Genomic DNA, 23,485 nt, shown 5'->3' on the forward strand with positions numbered 1-23,485 from the left:
CGCACGCCTCGTCCTTCGAGACGGCGCTTACGCGCCTCCTCAGGATGAGGCTAATCAGCGTCAGTGCCCGTTGAAATTGCCGCCGCGCTCTCCGCCCTCATCCTGAGGGCCCGCCATCGGCGGGCGTCTCGAAGGATGCGTTGTGGGCGAGCTATCCGCAACTCTCCTCTTCATACGCGATAGCCCTGCGCGCCTGTATCCCAATTCCCACACTCGCGCGCAAAACAGCATCCGTTTGTCGCTTTTCGCACAGACGGAAGAGGTCCGCTCCGTTCCAATTCCCAACAGTTAGAAGCGGCCGGTTGGGAGACGTGGGGATGGCTCACTACCGAGCTTATCTTTTGGATCAGCACCGCCACGTTATCAGCGTGGCCAAATTGCAGTGTGCCGACGAGCAGGAAGCACGAGAACGTGCCGCGCAATTGGTCGATGTCAACGACGTCGAGCTATGGCAACTCGATCGCCGTATTGCGGTGTTTGAGGCCCCCACGAGCCGAACCCCGCAGGCGACTAGAAGGGAAAAGCCGCAACGCCCCAAGGACAAATGAAGCAGCGCAGTGCGCGAATTTCGCGAGTTGAATTCGCGGAGACAACCCTTCGTCCGGCGGCCCCGCGCCGTCCGCGGATTTTTCCGGTCAGATGCTTCCGGTTCCTGTTGGGAACTTGCGTGATCAATTCTTCGCTGCGCGCTGGCCGCTTGATTTAGATCAAGCACGAGACGACGAAATGCCAAATGCATGCGCGGGTGCCGTCGCCGTTGGCGCGGGCATTACTCGCGAAAAGCCAGCGGATCGATGGCGCCTCACCATCAGGAGGGAGCCCATGGTTCGTTATGGTCTGATTGGTTTCGCGGCAGCCGTCCTCGTTGCTGCCAGCCTGGTGCCCGATGACGCGTTTGCTCGCCGTGGTGGAGGTGGCGGCTTTCATGGCGGCGGCATGCGCGCCGGTGGCTTTCACGGCGGTGGCATGCGTGCTGCCCATGTTCGGGGCGGCGCCGTTCATGCCGGACGCATCCACGGCGGTCGCGGCTATCACGTGGCCGGAGGACCTCGGCCGTCGCATCCGATAGCAGGCCGCCCGATTGCAGGTCGACCCGGCTATCCGGGGCGCCCGGTGGCTGGTCGCCCGGGCCGTCCGGTTGCCGGCTATCCGGGCTACGGCGGCCGCTACTACCGTCCGGGCTATGGTGCTGCCGCGGTGGGCGCCGCCGCGGCCTACGGAGCCTACGGTTACTACAATAACAATTACAACAGCGGCTGCTACTACAACTCGTACGGCAACTACGTTTGTCCGAATCAATATCCGTATCAGTATTGAGAAGACCAAGTGAGCGCGGACGGCGGTGACCGAGGGCCGCCGCCTGCTCAGCTTTCTCGCCGCCGATTAGTCCGGATCGAACGTCTCGAGAGCTTTCTTCTCTCGCGGCCTCAGGTTGGGCATGAGCGATACATCCCCTGCAGCCGGTTCCCGCGGAGGAATATGGTCCGGGGCGTCAAGCCGCCGCGACCGGCGATCCAGCGTCGCACCGGTGCGGGGTACATGTGATACATCATACGCGTTGCGCCGGCGTTCGTGACAGCCCGTCCGCGACGACCAATATCCCATGCGGCGTGAAACGCTAGCTCTGCCCGCGAAGTCACGCAGATCCTTGTCGAGGGCAGGGTCGCCAGGACAATCGTGCAAGCCGACGCGCAGAATCCATCGATGATGACGCTTTGGCCTGAAGCGCGCAGCCGTTCGTACTTGTATATGTACTTCCCGATCAATCCGCCGCGATCATCCGTGATCCGTACGGCGGCATCGCTCGATCGCGATCCGGCGATCATGAGTGCTGCGATGACGAGCCCCATCCAGCGTTTCATGCCACCCCCCTGCACGTTGCCTGATCAATCCTTTTGAATCAGGCTTCGGTCGGCTTGATCCAGATCAACCAACTCGAAAACACGCCACATATCCCGAAGCCAGCTGCCGCGGTCTCGTGTCGCTCGCGGTGGCTGCGTTAAACGTCACTGGATTGCACCAGTTGTGCTCGAACGATTTGAAGTCGTAACGAACTCGAATCACGTCCGGAAAGTGAAAATTAGTTCTGCGTCATAATCATAATGACTCCGTCGCAAAAAAAGAAAATAAGGTGCAAAAAACAAAAATAATTGGGAGGAGTGAATGGATACTGCGAGTCGCCTGCGCGCGATGGCATCGCTGTGCCGTCAGACCGCCGCGCATCATCCTGATCGAAGTTGGAAGCTGCTCGCCGAAGCTGAGTATTGGGAGCATTTGGCCAACGATGCGTCGCTCGATGATTTCGAACTTTGCCAAGTTGGCTCGCCGCTTCACGAAGAGCGCAGTATCACACAACCGACCGCGGCCCTCGCAGGGGCGAGTGCAAGATAGAATAGTTTGTTGCTTCTGTGTGCCTGACTGGAAGCGTGCCGATTACCGCCGATTGCGGCACATTGGAATGGGAATGCCGGCCCGGCTGTTACCCAAGCCAGGCCAGGGGCCCTTCCGGCACAACCCGTTCTCCTCGTTTATCAGGCAACGTTCTGCCAAGGACGGCTACTTCTTCAACAGTATTCCCATGCTCCGCGCCATTCGTCGCACCGACCCGGCGTGACGGCCCAATTCGGCGGCTATCTTCGATACACCAACTTGCTGCCGGGCAAGCGTGATCAATCGGCGGACTTCCTGCTCAGCCCATTGCTTTGGCTTCGGTGCTTTCATCGCGGTGCTCGACTGCACCACTTAATCAAGAGGACGATAGGCCGGCACTTGGGAAATTTACGGGTGGTGTTTGCCACCCAATCGACATCTGACGCCTTCCGACGGCCACGAGGCGCACGGCTGCGCGCAGGCTCGATAAAGAGGTGCGTGGCCCGTCACTGTGCCCTCGCCCCTTGCGGGAGAGGGCAGCGACGCCGGTAGACGCGGGCTCACTTGGGTGAGGGGTCCGCCTCCGCGGATGGCCCTCTCTCAATCTCGGGCAGCTTTGCCCGCGGAGAGAACCCCTCATCCGGCGCCATAGCCGAAGCTGCGCTTCGGCGTTCTTAAGAACGGCGGCCGAAGGCCGCCTATGCCACCTTCTCCCGCAAGGGGAGAAGGAAGAGGGTACGCGACGATTTCGGAATAATCGCATTATGCCCCTGTTTTGCCCGACGAGTCAAACCACTTCGCCGGCCGCCCGCGTAAGCCGTTGATTGTGTTATCGCCGGCTACTGTGCATGGGGTTGTTTTTGCGTTTTGTTTGTTGGGGATGACTCGGCTACGCCGCCGCCGGCAGATCCGGGTCGGCAATCGCGCCTGCAACGCGCACGCGCACGCGCAGCGCATTGCCGGGCAGATACGCGATCGGCATGTCCTCGACATCGATGGTCTTGAGGCTGTCGCGCGCGGCACCCGCTTGCACGGCACGGTCGGCCGCGATATCGCGCGCGGCGGCGATGGCATCCTCGCGGCTGAGATCGCGGAACACCTGGTCGGCTTCGCCGGAGACCTGCGCGATCGCGGCGCCGACCGCATTGGCGCAGTCGCCGTGCGGCACGCGCACGATCTCGGAGATGCCGGGCAGGCGATCCGGCACCAGGAAGGCGCCGCCGCCGACCGCGAGCAGCGGCACGTCGCCGGCCTCCGTCTTCATGCGGTCGACGTCCTCCTCGAGCTTGCGCCAGGCATGGCGTAGCGCGGCATCGATCAGCCGCTTCGGCAAGTTTGCGACGCGCGAGCGGTCGCCGATGTCGATGAGACCGGCGGCCACCGCAATATCGGTGGCGGTGAGGCGCGAGCCGCCGAACACCAGCGCGTCCGATGTCAGGCGATAGCCGACGCTGAGCGGGCCGACGCGCACCGGGTCCTCGTCGACATGGCTGCCGCCGCCGAGCCCGATCGAGAGCAGATCGGGCATCCGGAACAGCGTGCGCACGCCGCCGACTTCGACGACCGCATTGGCTTCGCGCGGAAAGCCGTGACGCAGCTGGCCGATGTCGCTGGTGGTGCCGCCGACATCGACGACCATGGCGTCGTCGAGACCGGACAGATGCGCGGCGCCGCGCATTGAGTTGGTGGCGCCGGAGGCAAAGCTCATCACCGGGAAGGCGGTGGCGATCTCGGCCTGCATCACCGTGCCGTCGTTCTGGGTCAGGAACAGCGGCGCATCGATGCCGCTGTCGGCGATCGCCTTGCGGAACGCCGCGACCGTGGTGACGGCGAGGTCGTGCAGGGAGGCATTGAGCAGCGCTGCGTTCTCGCGCTCGAGCAGGCCGATGCGGCCGAGATCGTGCGACAGCGTCACCGCGACGTCGGGGCAGATGTCGGCGAGGATTTCTCGCGCCGTCGTCTCGCAGGAAGGATCGAGCGGGGAGAAGCTCGAGCACACCGCGACCGAGCGCAGGCCCTTGTCCTTGATCTTCCGCGCGGCGTCCTTGAGGCCGGCTGTGTCGAGCGGCATGAACGGACGGCCGTCGTAATCGTGACCGCCTTCCAGCATGAAGATCTCGCCGTTGACGAGGGATGCGAGATCGGTCGGCCAGTCACAGAACGGCGGCAGCGAGGCGCTTGCGGGCATGCCGATGCGGATCGCGCCGATCTTCTGCACGTGGCGGCGCTGCACCACGGCGTTAATGAAATGCGTGGTGCCGATCACGACTGCGTCGACCTTCACCGCGGCGGACGGCTCGGCGCGCAGCGCCTTCAGCGCGTCGAGGATGCCCGAGGTGACGTCGGCCGTGGTCGGCCGCTTGACGGAATGAACGACCTTCTCGTCGACGATCAGCACGGCGTCCGTGTTGGTGCCGCCGACATCGATGCCAATTCGCTTCATGGGATCTTAAGCTCCGACTGCTGCGGGCGAGAAGAGGGAACGGAAGTCGAGGTCGTAGCCGAAGGCGCGCGGGCCGACGAATTCGAGACCGCGCGCACTCGTCAGCACCGGCGGTGCCGGCAGGGCGACCACGGTGACGCGCTGGCCGTAGCGGATGGTCTCGGTGCCGATGCCGTGGCCGTTGACGCTGTCGAGCACGCAGATCAGGTCGGGCGACGTCGCGATCGCTTCCTCGTCGCGCCAGGCCACGATCCATTCGTTCTGGAACGAGAGTTTGAGCCTGGTGCCGCGATCGCCATCGCTGCCGTCGACCATGGCGGTGCCGCGCAAAAATCCTTCCGTTGTGCGCCGGGCGACATCGACGATCTTGCCCGTGAACAGCTTCTTGCCGCCTTCCGTCGCGAGCAGCGCGGCGATCGGGTCGTCGTGACGGCGGTTCGCCTCCTGCACGGCGCGGCCGATGCGGATCGCCTTGGTGGTGGTGAAGTGGATGCCCCAGTCCTTGACCTCGCGCCCGGTGCGCGGCGCCTTGCTGGTCGAGGCGATCGAGCCCATCTCGACGCAGATCTTGCGGCTCGCCCGCTCCATCCATTTCCAGCTCGGCACCTTCGTCACCACGGCCTCGATGCCGCGGGGATCGTAGAGCGTGCAAGGGTAGGGGCGTAAGTCCCCGATCGCGACCGAGGTCATCTGTGCCTCGGGGAAGGCGCGGCCCATGCAGTCGGCATCGACCACGGGAATGCCGAGATGCGCGGCCGCCATCAGCGCCTGCACGCCATTGCCGCCGCCGATCTCCACTGACATCACGGCGCGGAACTTGATGCTGTTGACCTCTTCCTGCATGCGCACGGCGCGCGCGATGTTGCGGCTGTCGGCAAGGCGCTCCTGTCCGACCAGCGGCGCGCCCATGTTGGAGACCACCGCGACCCAGTCCTCGTCGTCGAGGTCGAGCGGCGACATCAACTGCACGCGATGGCCTTCGGCATAGAGCCGGCGCAGATTGAGCAGGCCGAGATAGGGGCTGCCGCCGCCGCCGGTGCCGAGAATCCAGGCGCCGACCGCGAGTGCCTCGATCTCCTCGAGGCTGATCGTCTTCAATTCCACTTTGCTCACGATACCAGCTCCTCGACGATGCGGGCCGCGGCAGCGATGCCGAGGATCACGGGGCCCGGATAGGCCTTGCGCACGCGCGCCTTGTTGGCGCTGGTGTAGCTGATGCAGTCCATCACCACGAGATCGGGCTCGAGGTCCGCCATCGTGAGCGCGGCCTCGTCGACCACGGCGTCGCTGGAGCCGGGGCGCAGCGTGATGCCGACGACCTCGACGCCCTCACGCTGCCACTTCTTGTCGATCAGTGCGGTCTGCTCGGGCAGCGGCGAGAACACGCCGAGCCGTCCCCTCGGCAGCACGGCTTCGACGAGATTATGCAGGATGGCCGAGGGAAGAATAACGAGACCGTCGGCGGCGAGGTTGGGGAATTTTCCGGTGCAGGCCATCAGCGTGACGCCGACGCCCTCGTGCTTGAAGCGCGTGATCTGCTGACTCGCGCGCCGCTCGACTTCCTTCTTGCTGATGGTGACGCCGTCGCCGTTCGGCAGCAGCGTGAACAGCGTGTCGTATCCGTCCATCGGCGGGATGGCGTCGATCTCGGCGCGGCTCATGCCGTCGAGCGCGCCGCGCAGCTCGATCTGGATGCCCGGCGACAGCACGGCCGCGATCTCGGCAGCGACGGTCGGGCGCGGGCTCTGGCCGATCACGACCACTCCGATGCGCTGGTGCTTCAATGGCATGTTCATGTGTCTAGTCCTTCAAGACGACGAGATCGGCCGGCGTCCACTGAAGCGTGACACCGTTGCCGGGAACGAACAGGCGGCTCGTGCCTGCATTGGGTTGTTGCACGAGGACGCGATGGCCGCCCTCGAGCGTGATGCGGTAGAGCACGGCGCCGCCGAGGAAGTTGGTGTTCTCGACGATGCCATGGGCCGAGGTGCCGGCCGGGGTGGCAGCGTCAGCGCGCGGGATGAGACGAATCTTTTCGGGGCGCAGCGCGACCGAGAGAACGCCGGTGCCCTGCGCTTCGGTCGGCAATGCCAGGATCAGACCCTTGCCGACGTCGAGGCTCTGGCCTGCGGCGGCGCGCTCACCGCGAAAGATGTTGGTATCGCCGATGAAGTCGGCGACAAAGCGCGTCGTCGGCTGGTTGTAGATCTCGGTGGGCGTTCCGACCTGCTCGACGCGGCCGCCATTCATCACGGCGATGCGGTCGGACATCGCCAGCGCCTCTTCCTGGTCGTGGGTGACGAAGACCAGTGTCAGTCCGAGCTTCTTCTGCAGCTGCTTCAGCTCGAACTGCATCTGCTGGCGCAGCTTCTTGTCGAGCGCCCCTAACGGCTCGTCGCAGAGCAGGACGCGCGGCGCGATGACGATAGCCCGCGCAAGCGCGACGCGCTGCTGCTGACCGCCGGAGAGCTGGGCAGGACGGCGGTCTTCCAGGCCGGACAGCTCGACCATGGCGAGGGCCGCCTTCACCTTCGTCGCGATGGTCGCCTTGTCGAGCCCGCGCATGCGCAAGCCGAAGGCGACGTTCTCGGCGACGGTCCGATGTGGAAACAGCGCGTAGTTCTGGAACACCATGCCCATGTCGCGCTTGTGCGCGGGCACGTGCGTGATGTCGGCGCCGTCGACGCGGATCGCGCCCGCGCTCGGCGTCTCGAAGCCGGCGATCATGCGCAGCGTCGTGGTCTTGCCGCAGCCGGACGGGCCGAGCAGGGAGAAGAACTCGCCCTGCCGGATGTCCATTGCGACCGCATCCACCGCGCGGACGCCGCCGTCATAGACCTTGCTGACGCCGGCGATTTCGATCGATGCGCTCATGCGCGGAAGATCCGGTTGACGCGCTGGTCGATCTCGTCCTTGCGCTCGTTGTACCACTTCCAGTCGACCTGGATCAGCTTGGAGACCTTCTCGGGCGTGGTGAGCAGCTTGGCGTCATATTTGGCATCGAGCTTCACCTTCTTGTTGGCCGGGGAATACCAGACCGTTTCAGCCAAGCGCTTCTGCACCTCGGGGCGCAGCATGTAGTTCACATAGGCGTTGGCGAGCTCCTTCATCTTGCTGCCGGGCGTAATGGTCAGAACCTGCTCCAGCGACAGCACGCCTTCGCTCGGCGATACGAAATCGGTCGGCTGGTTCTGGCCATCATAGCGATAGATGCCGGAATCGTGGATGACGCAGAGGCCGACTTCGCCTGAAAGCAGCATCTTCTCCATCGCGCCGGTGAAATCGACGATCTTGATCGGCTTCAGCTTCTCCAGCGCCGTGTAGGCCGCATCGAGATCGGTCTGCCCCTTGCCGAACAGCGTGCCGCACATCATCAGGAAGGCCTGGCCGAGGCTGTTGACCGGAATGACATAGCCGCCGCGAACGCCGTTGTATTTCGCGTCCCACAGCTCCTTCCAGGAGGTCACGTTGCCGTAGCCCTTGTCCGTGCGCATGCCGAGGCCAATGGCGCTGGTGAAGATCGAGACGCCGACGATCTTGTCGCTGATCGCGTAGGGGTAGACGTCGGCGAGGTTCGGCACCAGCTTGGGATCGATCTTCGGCTCGACCAGGCCCATCTCGGCGGCTGCCCACTGCTCATTGGAATTGGTGTGCAGCACGTCGTAGATCGGCGCCGAACGCGAGCTCGCCTGAAGCTTCGGCAAGTATGGAAAGGCGGAATCGGTCTGGAGCTTGCATTTGAACTCGCTCTCGAAGGCGGGGCCGATCTCGGCCTTCATGATCTCGCCCCACTTGCCACCCCAGCCGGTGATGCGCAGCGTCGGATCGTCTGCGCGCGCGACGTAAGGCGCGGCGATGGTGCCGATGCCGAGCGAGGCGCTCGCGGTCAGAAAGCGGCGGCGGCTGAGCGATCCCAAAGCTTTCATCATGTCTCGAATCCTTAGGGTTACAAAGAGCGGTTACAATTTGACGTAGGAGCGCAGGCCGACCGTGCGGTCGAGCCCGATGACGACGACAAAGGCGAGCACGATCGAGACCACCGAGGCGGCGCCGATCGTGCCGTCCAGATCAAACTTGAGGTAGTTGAACAGCGTGACCGGCAGCGTCTCGTTGCCCGGCGAGACCAGGAACAGCGAGACCGGAAACTGGTCGAACGAGACGATGAAAGCGAAGATCGCGCCTGCGAGCACGCCGGGCTTGATCAGCGGCAGCGTCACCTCGAAGAAGGTGCGCACAGGGCTTGCTCCGAGATTTTGTGCGGCTTCTTCCAGGCGCGTGTCGAAATTATGCAGCACGGCGAGCGTCGTGCGCACCACGTAAGGCAGCGTCACCAGCGTGTGGCCGGCGACAAGGCCCCAGGTCGGGCGGCCCACGTCGAGCAGCACGTAGGTCTGGAACAGCGCAAGGCCGGTGAGGATCGCCGGCAGCATCAAGGGCGACAGCATCGTCGCCACGATCAGCCGCGTGCCCGGCAGGTTGCCGCGCGCGAGCGCCAGCGCCGCGGAGGCGCCAAGCACAGTTGCCGATAGGGTGGTGAGCACGGCGACTTCGAGGCTGAAGCCGAGCGCATGCATGAAGTCGCGCGAGGCGAAGAACTTTTCGAACCAGCGCAGGGAGACGCCGACCGGCGGAAACTGGATGAACGGCGTCGGGTTCAGCGCGAACACGACGACGATCGCAATCGGCGCCAGCAGGAAGATGATGATGGCGATGTTGATCGCGAGATAGAGGTAGCGGCCGTAATGCCTGATAGGTCCGGGCATGCGCACGGATGCGGCCTGCGGTGCCGCCGGGAGCGATGGGCTGTGCGAGGCGGAGGTTTGCATCACCGGCCTCACTGCAATTCGCGCTGGCCGGAGACGAGGCCGAGCGCGCGGTTATAGGCGATGACGAGCATGAGCGAGATCACGAGCAGCACGATACCCAGCGCGGCGGCGAAGCCGACGTTGAAGTTCGCCGAGATCTGCTGGTAGATCAGGATCGGCAGCGTCATGATCTGGAATCCGCCGAGCAGGATCGGCGTGACATAGGCGCTGATCGCGAGCGCGAAGACCAGCAGCGATCCGGCGAGGATGCCGGGGAGGCTGAGCGGCAGCGTCACCTCGAGGAAGGCGCGCAAGGGACTCGCGCCGAGATTTTCGGCGGCCTGCTCCAACCGCTCGTCGATCCGGCCGATCACGCCGGTGAGCGTCAGCACCATGAAGGGCACGTAGATGTGGACGAGGCCGACCACGATGCCGGTCTCGGTGTACATCAGCTTGAGCGGCTGGGCGATCAGGCCGAGCGACATCAGGGTCTGGTTGACCACGCCCTTGTCGGACAGCAGCGTCATCCAGGCGAAGGTGCGCACCACGATGCCGGTCAGCATCGGTGCGAGTACCGCCATCAGCAGCAGCGCGTGTCCGGTGCGGCTCCTGATCCGCGCCATCCAGTGCGCCAGGGGATAGCCGATCAGAAGCGCGACCAGCGTGGTGACGAGCCCGATCCGGATCGTGGTCCAGATCACCTCGAGATAATAGGGATCGCCGATCATGCGGGCGTAGTGACGCGTGGTGAAGGCGACCTTCGGCATCACCACGGGATTGCCGGTGAGTGCGCTCATCAGCGCCATCAGCCCGATCGGCAGGAAGAAGAACAAGGCGAACAGCAGCGCGCTCGGCAGGATGAAGAGCGCAAGGCCGTTGGGGCGCGTGGTCGCGGTGCTGCTCATCGCGTCCCCGTCTGGATGCGCGCCGTGTCCTGATCGAGCGGATCGCCGGTCAGTCGTCTCAGTTTCGCGGCCATCGCCGCCAGCTCGCGGCGGACATTGGCGCGCTCGGCCGCGGTGGTTGCCTGCACGGAATAGGACACCGCGATGCCGATCATCTCGCCGGTCTCGCCGCTCTTGAGCGCAAAGCCTTGCGAGCCGACACCCTCGATGGATTCATCGGCCGCTTCCGACACGCCAGTGCGGCGGATCTCGTCGAGGCGCGCCATCAGCTGCTTGAAGTTCTGCGGCGAGTTGCGCGGCAGCTTTGGATAGGTCGCCGGCACGCGTGCGCGGATGTCCTCGTCAGAGAGGCGCGCGAGCATGGCGCGGCCATTCGAGGTCGCGAGCGCCGGCGTGCGCTGGCCCGGCGGATTGACGACGCGCAGGGGATTGGAGCCCGGCACGATCCGGAGCACGACCTGCTCAAAGCCGTCGAGCACCGCGATGTAGCCGGTGTGGCCTGTGCGCGCGCAGACCTCGCGCAGCTCGCGCTCGGCCATGCTGATGAGATCGTCATGGGCGCGGTGCAGCCGGCCGAGCTCGAAGGTGAGCAGGCCCGGCCGGTAGCGGCGGGTGTGCGGGTCCTGCTCGAGCAGGCCGCAGTCGCGCAACGAGCGCAGCAGCCGCGAGGTCGAGCTCTTCGGCTTGCCCGTCAGCGCCATTACGTCCGCGAACGATAGATCGGGTCGCGCGCTGGAGAAGCAGCGGAGAATCTCGATCGCGTTGGTCAGGGCGCTCATGCTTGCCGGTCCAAGTCAGTTCCAAATTTCGGAACCGTGTCCCAAATTCTAAGCCTGACGCGGAAACGGGCAAGCAGAAATTTCCGGCAGGGTGGTGCCCGATTGCGCAGATGTGGCGGAAGGTCGCTTGTTAGGATATCAAAAGAACGGCGCACCGCGTTGGCGGTGCGCCGTTCTTGGGATCAGGCCGCTTCGGCGGTGATGTTGCCGATCCAGTTGCGGGCGAGCGTCACGTCGGCCTGCGACAATTGATGGCCTGCCGGCAGGACCTTGTGAGTCACGCGGGCGCCTGCTTGCGACAGCACCGCGGCGAGCTGCGCCGAATTGCTCGCCGGCACGATCGGATCAGCCTGCCCGGACAGGAGCAGGACAGGCTTGCCGCCGAGCTCCGCCTTTGCCGGATCGTGTTTGGGCGGATCCGACAGCGGCACCATGGCACGCAGCAGGATCGCGCCTGCGAGCACGTCCGGCATCAGCAGCAACAGCGCCGCCGCGATATTGGCGCCGTTGGAAAAGCCGACCGCGATCGGCGCGGCGATGCCGTAGCGTTGCCGCGCCTCCGTAACGAAGTCGCCGAGTTCGAGCGCGCGCCTGCGCACGTCCTCCTCGTCGAACACGCCCTCCGCGAGGCGGCGGAAGAAGCGCGGCATGCCGTGCTCGAGCACCCGGCCACGCGGCGAGAGCAGGGCAGAGCCGGGCGAGATCATCTTGCCGAGCCCGAGCAGGTCATTCTCGTCGCCCCCCGTGCCGTGCAATAGCAGGAGTGGAGGGGAGCCCGCGCTGGCCGCGGGCTCGAAACGATGGATGAATGCACTCTCGGTCATGCCACGCTCTCTTCCAGGCTCGGCAGCACGTCCTCGATCTGCTTGCGATGCTGCTCGAGGAAGCTGGGCAGCTTCAGGTCACGTCCCAGCGTCGCGACCGGTTCGTCCACGGCGAAGCCGGGGATGTCGGTTGCGATCTCGAACAGCACTCCGCCGGGCTCGCGGAAATAGATCGAGCGGAAGTAGTTGCGGTCACGCTGCTCGGTCGGGTGCAGGCCGTGATTGCTCACCAGCTTCTGCGCCATCTTGCCCTGCTCGGCATCGTCCGCCGCGCGGAAGGCGATGTGATGCACCGAGCCGCCGCCCTGGTGCCCGCGCAGAAAGCCCTTGGCTTCGTAGATGTCGACGACGCTGCCTTCGACATCGCCCGGCGCCTTGAAGCGGATCACCGAGCCCTCGCGCCCCGTCTCCTTGAAGCCGAACACGTCGGTGAGAATGGCAGCCGTCTTCGCCGCGCTGTCGAGCAGCAGCGTCACGCTGTGGAAACCGCGGATCGCATGTTCGGCCGGCACGTCGCCATTGCTCCAGCCGGGCTCGTTCTCGGCGCCGGGCACGCCGACCAGCGCGAGCGCCATCCCATCAGGATCCGTGAAGGGCAGCACGGATTCGCCAAAGCGCTTCTCCAGCGCCTCGTATGCAATGCCCTTCTCGGTGAAGCGCTGCGTCCAGTAGCCGAGCGAGCGCTGCGGCACGCGGAAGGCGGTCTGATGCGTCTCGCCGACGCCGCGGCGGCCTGAGGGCACGCCGGCCCAGGGGAAGAAGGTCAGGATGGTGCCGGGGCGGCCGGTCTCGTCGCCATAATAGAAGTGATAGGTGCCGGGATCGTCGAAATTGACCGTCTTCTTGACGAAGCGCAGGCCGAGATCCCGGGTGTAAAAGCCAAAATTCCTGATGGGGTCGCCGGCGATCGCGGTCACGTGGTGCAGTCCAGACATTGTCGTCCTCCAAAACTTTCGGAGCAGTCTTGCTCTGGGCGGAAATATTGTTCTGCTTTGGATTGGAGACAATCCATGCAAATATGACGGCTATGTCTACGATTTGGAAACAATCGCCGGAGCCGGACCTTGGATAAGGTCGCCAGCCTCCGGGCCTTCGTCAAAGTGGTCGAAAGCGGCAGCTTTGCCGAGGCGGGCCGGCAGCTGCGGCTGTCGCGCTCGGCGATCAGCAAATACATAGCCGATCTCGAGGAGAGCCTCGGCGTCCAGCTGTTGAACCGGACCACCCGCCACGCGAGCCCGACCGAGAGCGGCCAGCGCTATTTCGAGCGCGCGGTGGTGATCCTCTCGGAGATCGAGGCCGCCGACCAGGCGGTGACGCAGGCGCAGTCGGCGCCGCGGGGCTTGTTGCGCGTCAATGCGCCGATGTCGTTCGGCACGATGCGGTTAGGTCCCGTGCTCGCCGATTTCATGGCGCGCTATCCAGAGCTTCAGCTCCAGATCGTGCTCAGCGACGATCTGCTCGATCCCGTCCAGGACGGCTTTGACGTGACGCTGCGGATTGCGGAATTGGAATCCTCGAGTTTGATCGCGCGGAAAATCATGCCGGTGGCGCGCATGATCTGTGCCTCGCCGGACTATCTCGCGCGACACGGCACGCCAAGGCATCCGCAGGATCTGCGCGAGCACGCCTCGCTGACCTACGGCTTCCTGCTTACCGGCAATCAGTGGAAGCTCACCGGAGCGGACGGCGATCACTGGATCCAGCCGGCCTGGTCACTCTGCGTCAACAACGCCGAAGTGCTGCGCGACGTTGCGATCAGGGGAAGGGGGCTGGCGCTGCTCCCGGAGTTCATCGCCGCTGACGCTTTGCGGAAAGGCGAGCTGCGGACGGTGCTGGACAACTACTCTGCGCCGCCGCTCGCGCTCTATGCGGTCTATCCGCCGACGCGGCATCTGTCGGTGAAGGTGCGGCTGTTCATCGATTTCCTGGTGGAGCGGTTTGGTCGCGAGGAAGAGACCGGCGGGCGCAGGCGCGCTGACGCTAACTGACGGATCGCTGCTCGGCCGGCGCGAGCAGATCGTCGAGCGCCCTCATCGACGCCCGCTGAAGCGCGGCAAGTTCGTCGGCCGCACTCTGGCATTCCGCCGCGGACATCGAGATTGCAGCCAATTCGATTTCACGGCAGCGCTCGAACAAGCGGACGAGTCCGAGCGCACCGGCGGCGCTGCCGAGCTGATGCGTGAATCGCGCGAGTTGCTTGTGGTCGCCGCCCAGCGTCGCAGCCTTGGCGATATCGTCGATCAACCGTTCGCTCGTTTGCTGCAGGAGCTGATGGAGTTTTGCGATCTGCCCCGCGCCCAGCAGTTCCTTCTGGTCGTCGAGAAAATGCCGGTCGATCAATGCGCCCGCGGCGAGCTGCACTGCTGTGGGCTCGTCCTGGGGAGCGTCCTCGATCGCCTCGCGCAGGGCATTGATCAGGATCGGTTTGCTCACGACCTTGGCGATGCCTGCGCCGGCGAGCCGCTCGCGGGCGCTGGTGGACACGTCGGCGGTGACGGCGATGATGCGCGGCATCTTGGCAAGTCCTAGCCTGCCGATCCGCGACGCCGCCTCCACGCCGTCCATGTCGGGCATGTGCAGATCCATCAGGATGACGTCGAACGCCTGATCGCGGGCGAGCGCGATGGCCGATGTGCCGTTCCTGGCGATCGTGGGGTGGTGGCCGAGCCTCTTCAGGATCGCTTCGCCGACCTCGCAATTGACGGGATCGTCGTCGACCAGCAGCACGTTGAGCCGCCGTGACGGCGGCGGAAGCGCGCCTTGCGCGATGCCGCTCGCGGCGCGGCCGAGCGGCACTTCAAGCGTGAACGTGCTGCCGGCGCCCGGCGTGCTCTCCACCGTCAGCTCGCCGCGCATCAGGCGCGTAAGGCGACGCGCGATCGCAAGTCCGAGGCCGGTGCCGCCGAACCGCCGCGCGATGCTGTCGTCGGCCTGGACGAAATCCTCGAAGATCCGCTCATGCATGTCGGGCGCGATGCCGATCCCGGTATCGCGAACGGTGACATGCAGCAGGACATGATTGTCGAGCTGGTCGGCCGCTGCCGTCAAAGCGATCCCGCCGCGCGGGGTGAACTTGATCGCGTTGCCGATCAGGTTGAGCAGGATGCGGTTGAGCCTGACAGGATCGCCGTGCACGGACGTGTTGACCGTCGCATCGCTGGCGAGATCGAACGTCAGTCCCTTGTCGAAGGCTTGCGGGCGCATCAGATCGGCGGCGGCCTCGATCAACTGGTCGAGGCGGAAGTCGCGCGTCTCCAGCGCCTCGGTGCTGGCCTCGAGGCGCGCATATTCCAGGATCGCATCGACCAGTGCGATCAGCGTTTCGCCCGATGCGGCGGCGGTGGCGAGGTGGCGCCGCTGCACCTCGCCGAGGCTGCCGTCGTCGAGCAGTTGCAGCACGCCCATGACGCCGTTCAGCGGCGTGCGCAGCTCGTGGCTGACGACGGCAAGGAAGCGCGACTTGGTCTCGTTGGCCTGCACGGCAATGCTGCGCGCGCGCTCGGCCGCGTCGTGCTCGGCCAGGGCCTGATCGCGCGCCTTCTCCAGCTCGGAGGTCCGCTCGACCACCTTGCCCTCGAGTGTTGCGTAGGAGTCGCGCAAGTGAGCGGCCATCCGGTTGAACTGGTCGCCGAGCGCCTCCAGCTCGTCTCCGGTCCTGATCGCGAGCCGCAGGCCGAGATCGCCGCTTCCGATCCGCCGCGCGCCCTGCGTCAGGAGCTGGATCGGCACCGTCATGCGCCGGCTGAGCCAGAGGGACACCAGCACAGCAATGACAAGCAGGGCGACCAGAAGAAACGTGGAACGTCCGATCGAGGCATAGATCGGGGCATAGGCTTCGCTGAGCGGCAGCTCGACGAACACCAGCCAGCCGAGCGAGGGCACCGTCGCATAGGTCGATAGAACGCGTTGACCTGACAGGTCCTCCCTGACCAGGCCGCCCGAGGGCGGGCTCACGCCGTCGAGCGCGGCGCGCACGTCCGCGTGGCCGGTGAGATCGCTGCGGCGTAGCGCCGGCCACAGATCCGGATGCGCGATCAAGACCCCCATGCGGTCGACCACATAGGCCTTGCCGGTGTTGCCGACCCTGATCCCGGCGACGAGATCCCAGATGAAGCGCAGGTTGACTTCGGCGACGAAGACGTTGGGCTCGCGGCCGCTCCCACGGGTGGCGAGCGTCATGAACGGCTCGGTGTCGCCGAAGAAGTAGACCGGCCCGTAATAGGCGCGGCTTTCATTGGCGCCGCGGAAGGCCGGCGAGGCGGAGAGGTCGGCCTTGCTGCCGACCTTGTCTGCGACGCGGCGCGACACGCGCACCTGCTCGCGGCCCTGCGCATCGAGCTCGGCAATTTCGGCGATCGCGGGCGAGAGGCGCAGCAGGCGGATGGCATTCAGGCGATCGTCTTCATTGGTCGACAGCTCCGGAGGCAGGCGCGAGAGCCATCTGATCTGGTTTTCGATCTGGCCGATAAACTGGCCGATCTGGACGGCCGCGGATGCCGCCTGCTCGCGCTGGATCGCCGCGAGGAACTGCTTCTGCTCGCGATAGGAGAACCAGACGTCGAAACCGGTGTTGATGGCGAGCGCGGCAAAGGCGAGGGCAACGATCGAGTAGAGATATTTCCGGAACAGCCGGCCGGGAGGCGTCCGCAAATGTCCCTGGTCGACCTGCTCGTTCACTCGCGGATCTCGTCGGCGCGCGCGAGCAGCGTGAACGGGATCGTCAGTCCGAGCGATCGCGCGACGGTGCGGTTGATCAGGAGCTCGTATTTGCGCGGCGATTGCACCGGCAGATCCCCGGCCTTGGTGCCGCGCAGGATCAGGTCGACATAGTCGGCCGAGCGAACCTCCAGCGTCGGCCCGTAGCTCATGAGCCCGCCCGCATCCATAAAGTAATGAAACGGATAGATCATCGGAACGCGATATTTCGCCGTTGCCGCGATGATCGCCTGGCGGTTCACCACCAGGAAGCTGTCGACGAGCGAGATCATCGCGGCCTTGGGCGGCTCGGAAAAGCGGCTGATCGCCCCGTCGACCTCCGCTGCCTTACCGATGGGGGCGAGGACGACGTCAACCCCTGATGTCACGGCTTCCTGCTCGAGGGAGTCGAGAAAGAAGCGCCCGGCGCGAGGCGTGCTCGCCGGATTGAACAGGACGCCGACACGCGCCATGTCCGGCACGGCCTCCTTGATGAGCTGAAGCCATTTGCCGCCCATCTCGGCGGTGCTGCTGGTGAAGCCAGTGACGTTGCCGCCGGGATGCGCGAGGCTCTCGACGAAGCCGTTGCCGACGGGGTCGTTGGACGTCGCGAAAACGATCGGGATCGTCTTGGTGGCGGCAAGCACGGCCGCGGTTTCACCCGTCGAGCCGGTCAGGATGACATCCGGCTTGAGATCGATGAGCTCCTGCACGGCGGTCTTCAACTTGTCCGGTCCGCCGAAGCTCGACCGGATCTCGAAGCGGAAATTGACCCCTTCGACCCAGCCACGTTGCCTCAGTCCCGCGATGAGCCCGCCGAGCCGCGTGGTCGCAGCTTCGGTCATGCTCCTTTTGGTCAGTTCGTCGTCGAGCGACAATGCCGTCAGCGTGGCGACGATCCGCATGCGGTCCGGAGTTGCGCCGAGCGCAAGGAAGCCCGCGGCAGTTGTGCCGGCAAGCCGAAGGAAATCGCGGCGGGCGACCCCCGGCACAGCGCGGGCAGGAGCGGACCGCTCAATCATGAAATGTTTCGCAAAAGTTGTCCCTGACGCTGTGCATATCGCGAAAGGCTAGCGGCCACAATTGATGAAAAAATGCGCGTGTGAATGTTCATTCGCAGCCATGCGCAGTCCGATACCGTATTCCTACGCGCCGAAAGAGTCGCTGTTTCGATTGGCGGCCCGACCACCGTGCGTGGTTATCCCTCCAACTCGGCATCCGGCGAGTGCTTCGCTGCGCTCGCAATGACGGAGGATGGTACGGCGCCCTAACGCCGCAGCGTGAATTCCTCCGCGCCGCGCCGGTGTTCCCATTTCGCCTGCTCAAGCTCCGGCTGGTCGCATTCGGCCTCGGGAAAGCCGATGCAGAGATAGGCGATGAACTTCCAGGTATCAGGCACGTCGAGAATGGCGTGAATGCGATCCGGGTTCAGGATCGATACCCAGCCAAGACCGATACCTTCCGCGCGCGCGGCGAGCCACATTGCGGTGATCGCAGCGACCACGGAATATTCCGTCGTCTCCGGCATGGTCGCGCGGCCGAGGCCGTGGCCGATATCGCTGGCCTTGTCTGCGAATACGGCGAGGTGGCCCGGGGCCTGTTCGAGACCCGACAGTTTTAGCGCGGCATAGCGCTCCGCGCGGTCGCCTGAGTAGCAGTTGAGCGCGTCGGCGTTGCAGGCCTTGAAGTCTTCGATGACGGCGCGACGCCTTGCCGCGTCGTCGACGATGACGAAGCGCCAGGGCTGGCTCAGGCCGACCGAGGGGGAAAGACAGGCCGTCTCGACCAGGCGATCGATGGCGCCCTCGGGCAGCGGATCGCTGCGAAAGCGGCGCACGTCACGGCGCCACACGAACAGCTCGTGCAGGTGCCGGCGGAAGGTGTCGTCGAACTCGACCATGACGTCAGCGTCCCATCTGGAAAGCCGCGGCGACCAGCAGGATCAGGATCTCGCCCGTCTGCTCGAAGGCGCCGAGAATGTCGCCGGTCTGCCCGCCGATCTGGCGGATGGCGAGCCGCGCCAGCAGCAGCCCGGCGAGCGAGAGCAGGATCAGGCCGACCAGCGCCTTGCCCGGCCCCAACGCCAAGGCGAGCACGAGCGTTCCAACCGCAAAAGCAACGGCCACGCTGTGGCCAGGCGGCGCTCCAGCGCTGGCCGACAGGCCGTCGGGCCGCGCCGGCGGGACCAGCGACATGAAGGCCGGCACGCCCGCGCGGGCAGCGGTGTGCGCGGCGCAGAGTGCAAATGTGACGGCCGATGGATTGGCAATCGCCGCGAGCGCGCTCCAGCGCAGGCCGAACGACAGGATCAGCGCGCAGACGCCATAAGTGCCGATCCGGCTGTCGCGCATGATCTCCAGCTTGCGTTCGCGCGTGCGGCCGCCGCCGAGCCCGTCGGCCGTGTCGGCAAGGCCGTCCTCGTGCAGCGCGCCGGTGATGAGGGTCGTCGTCGCCAGCGCGAGCAGGGCGGCAAGGCTCGGCGTCAGCCCGAGGCGGATGGCGACCTTGTAGATGAAAGCGCCGGCAAGGCCGACCAGAAGGCCGGCGATTGGAAGGGCCCAGGTCGCGCGCGCAACAGTGCCGTCGGCTGCGGGTTTCGACGATGCGACGGGGAGGATCGTGACGAACGATGCCGCCATCCTGAGATCGGCGGCGATGTCCCTGAGAAGCTCCACGCGCGGCATCATTTCAGTTTCATCGGCAGACCGGCGACCACGAACTCGACCTCGTCGGCGAACTCGGCAATCGTCTGGTTCATGATTCCGGCGGCGTCGCGATAGCTGCGCGCCAGTGCGTTGTCGGGGACGATGCCGAGGCCGACCTCGTTGGTGACGAGCACGACCGGGCTCTTGAGATTGAAGAGGGTCGCCGCAAGCGCGTTCACCTCGTGCTCCCAGTTGCGCCCGGCATGCATCAGGTTGGAGAGCCAGAGCGTCAGGCAATCCACCAGCCGTGCGCCGCCGCCGTCGCTTGCGACCAGCGCGGCCGCGAGATCGAGCGGTACTTCCCGCTCGATCCAGCCGGTTCCGCGCCGCGCGCGATGCTTCGCGATGCGTTCCGCCATTTCGGCATCGAGCGCCTCGGCCGTCGCGAGATAGACGGGCTGCCCCGGAAAGGCGCGCGCACGCGCTTCTGCCCGTGTGCTTTTGCCCGATCGCGCTCCGCCCGTGATCAGAATGACGGCCATGAAGGTCTCCTGCCGGCAGCACTAATCACCAAACGCGGCCAAAGACAAAGCCGAAATCAGCCCGTCGGGGGCTTGCGCTCCCCCCTCGCTTTGCGCAACAGGGGCAGGACAGGAGGTATAAGTGGGTTTTGCGGGCGCGATGGCAGTGGCGATGGCAGTGGATGCCTTTCTGGGCTGGCCGTCCTGGCTGTTCGCGCGGATTGGTCACCCCGTGACGTGGCTGGGCCGGCTGATTGGTGCCATCGATACCGCCTGGAATCGCTCCTCCGATCCGCCGGCCATTCGGCGCGCTGCCGGTGTCGCAGGCGCGCTTTTGGTGATCGCGCTCTCCGTCGCGCTCGGCTGGATGCTTCAGTCCTTGCTTGCTTTGGGCTGGATCCAGATCGTGCTGGTGGGCGTGCTCGCTTGGCCGCTGGTCGCGCTGCGCTCGCTCCATGATCACGTTGCCGCCGTCGCGAGGCCGTTGCAGGCCGGTGACATCGCCGCCGCGCGCGAAGCGGTCTCGCGCATCGTCGGCCGCGATCCCGCGGCGCTCGATGAAGCCGGCATCGCGCGCGCGGCGATCGAGAGCCTCGCCGAAAACGCCTCCGACGGTATCGTGGCGCCCGTATTCTGGGGTGCGCTGTTCGGCCTGCCCGGTATTCTCGGCTACAAGGCCATCAACACGCTGGATTCCATGATCGGCCATCGCAGCGACCGGCACGAGGCCTTCGGCTGGGCCGCAGCCCGCATCGACGATGTCGCCAACTTCATTCCGGCGCGCCTGACCGGGTTTCTGTTCGTGCTGCTGGCGCCAAGGCGATCCGAGGCGCTGTCGTGCGTGACGCGCGATGCGCGTCGCCACCGCTCGCCCAATGCCGGCTGGCCGGAAGCAGCGATGGCCGGTGGACTTGGCGTCCGTCTCAGCGGTCCCCGCATTTATCACGGCAGCGTCACGAAGGAGCCCTGGCTCAACGAAGGAGCACGCGATCCGAATCTTGCCGACATCGGTGAGGGATTGGCGGTCTACCGCCGCGCCATGCTGCTTCTCGCCGGCCTCCTTGCGATCCTGGCCTTCGCGTGAAAGAACGGGGCATGCGCGAGCATGGTGGAAATCTCGATCTGGCCCAGCAGCGGTTTGGCGGCCGCGCCGAGGACTGGATCGATCTATCGACCGGGATCAACCGGGTGCATTATCCGGTGGGTGAGGTGAGCATGCGCGCCTGGAGCGCGCTGCCGTCGCGTGCCGAGATCGATGCCTTGCATCAGGCGGCACGGCACGCCTACCGCACGAGCGCACCGCTCGTCGCGATGGGCGGTGCACAGGCCGCCATTCAACTACTGCCGCAACTCGCGCCATGCGGCCGCGCCCGTATCCTTGCGCCGACCTACAATGAATATGCCGGGGTCCTCTCGGCTGCGGGTTGGGATGTCCAGGAGGTCAGAGACCTTCAGGCATTGGCAGGCGCGGACCTCGCCATCGTCGTCAATCCCAACAACCCCGATGGCCGGTGCCACGCGCGCAAGGATTTGCTTGCACTGCTGCCGCGCGTCGGCCGTCTCGTCGTCGACGAGAGTTTTGCCGATGCCGTTCCGCATCAGTCGCTCGCGTCGGACGCGGATCGGCCGGGACTGCTGATCCTGCGCTCCTTCGGAAAGTTTTTTGGGTTGGCCGGCCTGCGGCTTGGGTTTGCGATCGGCAATGCCGCCGATGTCGGCAAGCTCGCGGCAGCATCGGGCCCATGGCCGGTCTCGGGAGCGGCGATCGCAATCGGCGGCCGCGCCTTGCGCGACGATGCCTGGGCCGAGGCCACCTCAGCGCGTCTCGCGCGCGACAGCATACGGCTCGACGCGATGGTGCAGTCGCAAGGCTGGGCGCTGATTGGCGGCACACATCTGTTTCGCCTTTACGAGGCGCCTGACGCGCTGGCCGCACAGGACAAGCTCGCGCGCGACCATATATGGTCGCGCGTCTTCGTGCAGCAGCCGACATGGCTGCGTCTCGGCCTTCCCGGCAATGAAGCCGAATGGACGCGTCTTGCCGAGGTCCTAGCGCGCTAGCGCGAGCAGGCCTTCGACGTCGAGATGCTTTTCGATGTGGTCGGCGAGCGCCTCGAGCGCGCTCTCGACCCTGATGTGATAGGGCTCTTGGCCCGCGGGAATGTCGAGCTTCGTCAAAAACGCCTTGCGGAATTCATCCGACGTGAAGAGGCCGTGCAGATAGCTGCCCTGCACGCGGCCATCCCTGGAGATCGCGCCTTCCGGCTCGCCGTTCAGTTTCGCGAACGGCCGTGCGCGATCGGGTCCGTCGGTGCGGCCGATATGGATTTCGTAGGCCTGGATGGGCTGATCGGTCGCGGCGTGTACGGCCGCAACGCGCGTCAGCGTCTTCTGCGGGCTCATCACCGTCTCGACATCGAGAAGCCCAAGGCCTGGCGTGTCGCCCGCAGGGCCTTCGATGCCCTCAGGATCGGCAACGCTGCGCCCGAGCATCTGATAGCCGCCGCAGAGGCCGAGCACATGGCCGCCCCGGCGGTGATGCGCCAGGAGGTCAATGTCCCAGCCCTGCGCGCGCAGGAAGGCGAGATCGCCACGGGTGGATTTCGAGCCGGGAATGATGACGAGACGGACATCGCCGGGGATCGCTTCGCCCGGACGCACCATGACGAGATCGACACCAGGCTCAAGCTTGAGTGGATCGAGATCGTCGAAATTGGCAATGCGCGACAGTGCGAGGCAGGCGATCTTGCATTGCCCCAGCTTGCGCGCGTCGCTGAGGCCCAGCGCGTCCTCGGCTGGCAGCTCGCCGGCGCGGCCGAACCAGGGCAGCACGCCGAGGCCGCGCCAGGCGGTCTTCGCTTCGATCAGCTTGTAGCCATCATCGAACAGCGTGGGATCGCCCCGGAACTTGTTGATGACGAAACCCTGGATCATCGCGGCATCGTCGGGGTCGATCACCGTCTTGATGCCGACGAGCTGGGCGATGACGCCGCCGCGGTCGACGTCGCCGACCAGCACGACCGGCACGTCGGCCTTGCGGGCAAAGCCCATATTGGCGATGTCGGCCTTGCGCAGGTTCACCTCGGCCGGACTGCCGGCGCCTTCGACCAAAACGAGATCGGCCCGTGACTTCAGCCGCTCAAAACTCTCGATCACCGCGCCCATCAGCGACGGCTTCATCGCCGCGTATTCGCGCGCACGCGCGGTTGCGATGCGCTTTCCCTGCACGACGATTTGCGCGCCGACATCGGTCTCGGGCTTGAGCAGCACCGGGTTCATGTCGGTGTGCGGCTCGACGCCGGCGGCCAGCGCTTGCAGCGCCTGGGCGCGGCCGATCTCGCCGCCGTCGACGGTGACGGCCGCATTGTTCGACATGTTCTGCGGCTTGAACGGGAGCACGCGCAGGCCGCGGCGCGTGAAGGCGCGCGCAAGACCGGCGACGATGAGCGATTTGCCCACGTCCGAGCCGGCCCCCTGGATCATCAGCGCGCGTGCCAT

At 65.5% G+C, this 23,485-nt stretch carries 24 protein-coding genes; 6 read left to right on the forward strand and 18 right to left on the reverse strand.

All coding sequences use genetic code 11. The features are described 5' to 3' along the window. Window positions 1–317 precede the first annotated feature (317 nt). Window positions 318–548 (forward strand): hypothetical protein, encoded by a 231-nt coding sequence (locus GGD63_RS09955; protein WP_183241283.1) that lies wholly within the window; start codon window positions 318–320, stop codon window positions 546–548. A 154-nt stretch (window positions 549–702) separates the two neighbouring features. On the opposite strand, the gene GGD63_RS40935 is transcribed toward GGD63_RS09955, so the two are convergent. Beyond that, a complete protein-coding gene (locus GGD63_RS40935) occupies window positions 703–1,002 on the reverse strand; it encodes a hypothetical protein (RefSeq protein ID WP_409334049.1) in 300 nt (99 codons plus the stop codon). A 33-nt stretch (window positions 1,003–1,035) separates the two neighbouring features. Between GGD63_RS40935 and GGD63_RS40940 the strand changes: the two genes are divergently transcribed. Next, complete coding sequence (locus GGD63_RS40940; RefSeq protein ID WP_409334050.1) at window positions 1,036–1,317, forward strand: hypothetical protein; 282 nt, start codon at window positions 1,036–1,038, stop codon at window positions 1,315–1,317. A 110-nt stretch (window positions 1,318–1,427) separates the two neighbouring features. Here GGD63_RS40940 and GGD63_RS09965 read toward each other — a convergent pair whose 3' ends face one another. After that, window positions 1,428–1,862 (reverse strand): hypothetical protein, encoded by a 435-nt coding sequence (locus GGD63_RS09965; RefSeq protein ID WP_183241286.1) that lies wholly within the window; start codon window positions 1,860–1,862, stop codon window positions 1,428–1,430. Between the two features lie 301 nt (window positions 1,863–2,163). On the opposite strand from GGD63_RS09965, the gene GGD63_RS09970 reads away from it, so the two are divergent. After that, window positions 2,164–2,391 (forward strand): hypothetical protein, encoded by a 228-nt coding sequence (locus tag GGD63_RS09970; protein WP_183241668.1) that lies wholly within the window; start codon window positions 2,164–2,166, stop codon window positions 2,389–2,391. A gap of 868 nt (window positions 2,392–3,259) precedes the next feature. On the opposite strand, the gene GGD63_RS09975 is transcribed toward GGD63_RS09970, so the two are convergent. The 10 genes from GGD63_RS09975 to GGD63_RS10020 form a co-directional block, all read right to left on the reverse strand. Then, window positions 3,260–4,813, reverse strand: coding sequence for a hydantoinase/oxoprolinase N-terminal domain-containing protein (locus GGD63_RS09975; RefSeq protein WP_183241288.1), 1,554 nt, complete (start codon window positions 4,811–4,813; stop codon window positions 3,260–3,262). A gap of 6 nt (window positions 4,814–4,819) precedes the next feature. After that, window positions 4,820–5,926, reverse strand: a complete 1,107-nt coding sequence (locus GGD63_RS09980; RefSeq protein WP_183241290.1) for a DUF917 domain-containing protein — start codon at window positions 5,924–5,926, stop codon at window positions 4,820–4,822. Next, window positions 5,923–6,609 (reverse strand): AroM family protein, encoded by a 687-nt coding sequence (locus tag GGD63_RS09985; RefSeq protein ID WP_183241292.1) that lies wholly within the window; start codon window positions 6,607–6,609, stop codon window positions 5,923–5,925. Before GGD63_RS09985 ends, GGD63_RS09980 begins: the two co-directional genes overlap by 4 nt. 4 nt (window positions 6,610–6,613) lie before the next feature. After that, window positions 6,614–7,687: an ABC transporter ATP-binding protein gene (locus tag GGD63_RS09990; RefSeq protein WP_183241294.1), complete on the reverse strand. Its 1,074-nt coding sequence runs from the start codon at window positions 7,685–7,687 to the stop codon at window positions 6,614–6,616. Next, on the reverse strand, window positions 7,684–8,742 hold the full coding sequence (locus tag GGD63_RS09995; protein WP_183241296.1) for an extracellular solute-binding protein: 1,059 nt from the start codon (window positions 8,740–8,742) through the stop codon (window positions 7,684–7,686). The genes GGD63_RS09990 and GGD63_RS09995 overlap by 4 nt, the downstream gene beginning before the upstream one ends. A 30-nt stretch (window positions 8,743–8,772) precedes the next feature. Then, the gene (locus GGD63_RS10000) at window positions 8,773–9,639 is read right to left on the reverse strand and encodes an ABC transporter permease (protein ID WP_183241298.1); all 867 of its coding nucleotides are present in this window, start codon (window positions 9,637–9,639) and stop codon (window positions 8,773–8,775) included. Between the two features lie 8 nt (window positions 9,640–9,647). Continuing rightward, window positions 9,648–10,523 (reverse strand): ABC transporter permease, encoded by an 876-nt coding sequence (locus GGD63_RS10005; protein WP_183241300.1) that lies wholly within the window; start codon window positions 10,521–10,523, stop codon window positions 9,648–9,650. Beyond that, a complete protein-coding gene (locus GGD63_RS10010; protein WP_183241302.1) occupies window positions 10,520–11,302 on the reverse strand; it encodes an IclR family transcriptional regulator in 783 nt (260 codons plus the stop codon). The genes GGD63_RS10005 and GGD63_RS10010 overlap by 4 nt, the downstream gene beginning before the upstream one ends. Before the next feature lie 182 nt (window positions 11,303–11,484). Further along, on the reverse strand, window positions 11,485–12,126 hold the full coding sequence (locus tag GGD63_RS10015) for an alpha/beta hydrolase (RefSeq protein WP_183241304.1): 642 nt from the start codon (window positions 12,124–12,126) through the stop codon (window positions 11,485–11,487). Beyond that, entirely contained in the window at window positions 12,123–13,061 is a 939-nt protein-coding gene (locus tag GGD63_RS10020) for a ring-cleaving dioxygenase (protein WP_183241306.1), read from the reverse strand. The genes GGD63_RS10015 and GGD63_RS10020 overlap by 4 nt, the downstream gene beginning before the upstream one ends. A gap of 129 nt (window positions 13,062–13,190) precedes the next feature. Here GGD63_RS10020 and GGD63_RS10025 point away from each other — a divergent pair, with 129 nt between their 5' ends. Continuing rightward, a complete protein-coding gene (locus GGD63_RS10025; protein ID WP_183241307.1) occupies window positions 13,191–14,114 on the forward strand; it encodes a LysR family transcriptional regulator in 924 nt (307 codons plus the stop codon). On the opposite strand, the gene GGD63_RS10030 is transcribed toward GGD63_RS10025, so the two are convergent. From GGD63_RS10030 to cobU, 5 genes are all read right to left on the reverse strand, one after another. Then, window positions 14,107–16,803, reverse strand: a complete 2,697-nt coding sequence (locus tag GGD63_RS10030) for a hybrid sensor histidine kinase/response regulator (RefSeq protein WP_183241309.1) — start codon at window positions 16,801–16,803, stop codon at window positions 14,107–14,109. The two genes, GGD63_RS10025 and GGD63_RS10030, sit on opposite strands and share 8 nt — an antisense overlap. Then, on the reverse strand, window positions 16,800–17,843 hold the full coding sequence (locus GGD63_RS10035; RefSeq protein WP_183241311.1) for an ABC transporter substrate-binding protein: 1,044 nt from the start codon (window positions 17,841–17,843) through the stop codon (window positions 16,800–16,802). The genes GGD63_RS10030 and GGD63_RS10035 overlap by 4 nt, the downstream gene beginning before the upstream one ends. A gap of 245 nt (window positions 17,844–18,088) precedes the next feature. Next, window positions 18,089–18,721 (reverse strand): 5,6-dimethylbenzimidazole synthase, encoded by a 633-nt coding sequence (bluB, locus tag GGD63_RS10040; RefSeq protein WP_183241313.1) that lies wholly within the window; start codon window positions 18,719–18,721, stop codon window positions 18,089–18,091. A 4-nt stretch (window positions 18,722–18,725) separates the two neighbouring features. Next, window positions 18,726–19,508 (reverse strand): adenosylcobinamide-GDP ribazoletransferase, encoded by a 783-nt coding sequence (gene cobS / locus GGD63_RS10045; protein ID WP_183241315.1) that lies wholly within the window; start codon window positions 19,506–19,508, stop codon window positions 18,726–18,728. Beyond that, complete coding sequence (gene cobU, locus GGD63_RS10050) at window positions 19,505–20,008, reverse strand: bifunctional adenosylcobinamide kinase/adenosylcobinamide-phosphate guanylyltransferase (protein ID WP_183241317.1); 504 nt, start codon at window positions 20,006–20,008, stop codon at window positions 19,505–19,507. Before cobU ends, cobS begins: the two co-directional genes overlap by 4 nt. A 121-nt stretch (window positions 20,009–20,129) precedes the next feature. Here cobU and cbiB point away from each other — a divergent pair, with 121 nt between their 5' ends. Together cbiB and cobD are read left to right on the forward strand one after the other, a co-directional pair. Continuing rightward, window positions 20,130–21,071, forward strand: coding sequence for an adenosylcobinamide-phosphate synthase CbiB (gene cbiB / locus GGD63_RS10055; RefSeq protein WP_183241318.1), 942 nt, complete (start codon window positions 20,130–20,132; stop codon window positions 21,069–21,071). A gap of 11 nt (window positions 21,072–21,082) precedes the next feature. Then, window positions 21,083–22,048 (forward strand): threonine-phosphate decarboxylase CobD, encoded by a 966-nt coding sequence (gene cobD, locus GGD63_RS10060; RefSeq protein ID WP_183241320.1) that lies wholly within the window; start codon window positions 21,083–21,085, stop codon window positions 22,046–22,048. Here cobD and GGD63_RS10065 read toward each other — a convergent pair. Further along, window positions 22,037–23,485, reverse strand: coding sequence for a cobyric acid synthase (locus GGD63_RS10065; RefSeq protein WP_183241322.1), 1,449 nt, complete (start codon window positions 23,483–23,485; stop codon window positions 22,037–22,039). The genes cobD and GGD63_RS10065 overlap by 12 nt on opposite strands.

Source organism: Bradyrhizobium sp. cir1 (genome assembly GCF_014198245.1).
Lineage (GTDB): Bacteria > Pseudomonadota > Alphaproteobacteria > Rhizobiales > Xanthobacteraceae > Bradyrhizobium.

Bases quoted from the DNA above. Each gene is read 5' to 3' on its own strand.
- GGD63_RS09955 (WP_183241283.1), top strand. From the start codon at position 318: ATGGCTCACTACCGAGCTTATCTTTTGGATCAGCACCGCCACGTTATC.
- GGD63_RS40935 (WP_409334049.1), bottom strand. From the start codon at position 1,002: ATGAACGGCGCCGCCCCGAACATGGGCAGCACGCATGCCACCGCCGTG.
- GGD63_RS09965 (WP_183241286.1), bottom strand. From the start codon at position 1,862: ATGAAACGCTGGATGGGGCTCGTCATCGCAGCACTCATGATCGCCGGA.
- GGD63_RS09970 (WP_183241668.1), top strand. From the start codon at position 2,164: ATGGATACTGCGAGTCGCCTGCGCGCGATGGCATCGCTGTGCCGTCAG.
- GGD63_RS09975 (WP_183241288.1), bottom strand. From the start codon at position 4,813: ATGAAGCGAATTGGCATCGATGTCGGCGGCACCAACACGGACGCCGTG.
- GGD63_RS09985 (WP_183241292.1), bottom strand. From the start codon at position 6,609: ATGAACATGCCATTGAAGCACCAGCGCATCGGAGTGGTCGTGATCGGC.
- GGD63_RS09990 (WP_183241294.1), bottom strand. From the start codon at position 7,687: ATGAGCGCATCGATCGAAATCGCCGGCGTCAGCAAGGTCTATGACGGC.
- GGD63_RS09995 (WP_183241296.1), bottom strand. From the start codon at position 8,742: ATGATGAAAGCTTTGGGATCGCTCAGCCGCCGCCGCTTTCTGACCGCG.
- GGD63_RS10000 (WP_183241298.1), bottom strand. From the start codon at position 9,639: ATGCAAACCTCCGCCTCGCACAGCCCATCGCTCCCGGCGGCACCGCAG.
- GGD63_RS10005 (WP_183241300.1), bottom strand. From the start codon at position 10,523: ATGAGCAGCACCGCGACCACGCGCCCCAACGGCCTTGCGCTCTTCATC.
- GGD63_RS10010 (WP_183241302.1), bottom strand. From the start codon at position 11,302: ATGAGCGCCCTGACCAACGCGATCGAGATTCTCCGCTGCTTCTCCAGC.
- GGD63_RS10015 (WP_183241304.1), bottom strand. From the start codon at position 12,126: ATGACCGAGAGTGCATTCATCCATCGTTTCGAGCCCGCGGCCAGCGCG.
- GGD63_RS10020 (WP_183241306.1), bottom strand. From the start codon at position 13,061: ATGTCTGGACTGCACCACGTGACCGCGATCGCCGGCGACCCCATCAGG.
- GGD63_RS10035 (WP_183241311.1), bottom strand. From the start codon at position 17,843: ATGATTGAGCGGTCCGCTCCTGCCCGCGCTGTGCCGGGGGTCGCCCGC.
- bluB (WP_183241313.1), bottom strand. From the start codon at position 18,721: ATGGTCGAGTTCGACGACACCTTCCGCCGGCACCTGCACGAGCTGTTC.
- cobS (WP_183241315.1), bottom strand. From the start codon at position 19,508: ATGATGCCGCGCGTGGAGCTTCTCAGGGACATCGCCGCCGATCTCAGG.
- cobU (WP_183241317.1), bottom strand. From the start codon at position 20,008: ATGGCCGTCATTCTGATCACGGGCGGAGCGCGATCGGGCAAAAGCACA.
- cobD (WP_183241320.1), top strand. From the start codon at position 21,083: ATGCGCGAGCATGGTGGAAATCTCGATCTGGCCCAGCAGCGGTTTGGC.
- GGD63_RS10065 (WP_183241322.1), bottom strand. From the start codon at position 23,485: ATGGCACGCGCGCTGATGATCCAGGGGGCCGGCTCGGACGTGGGCAAA.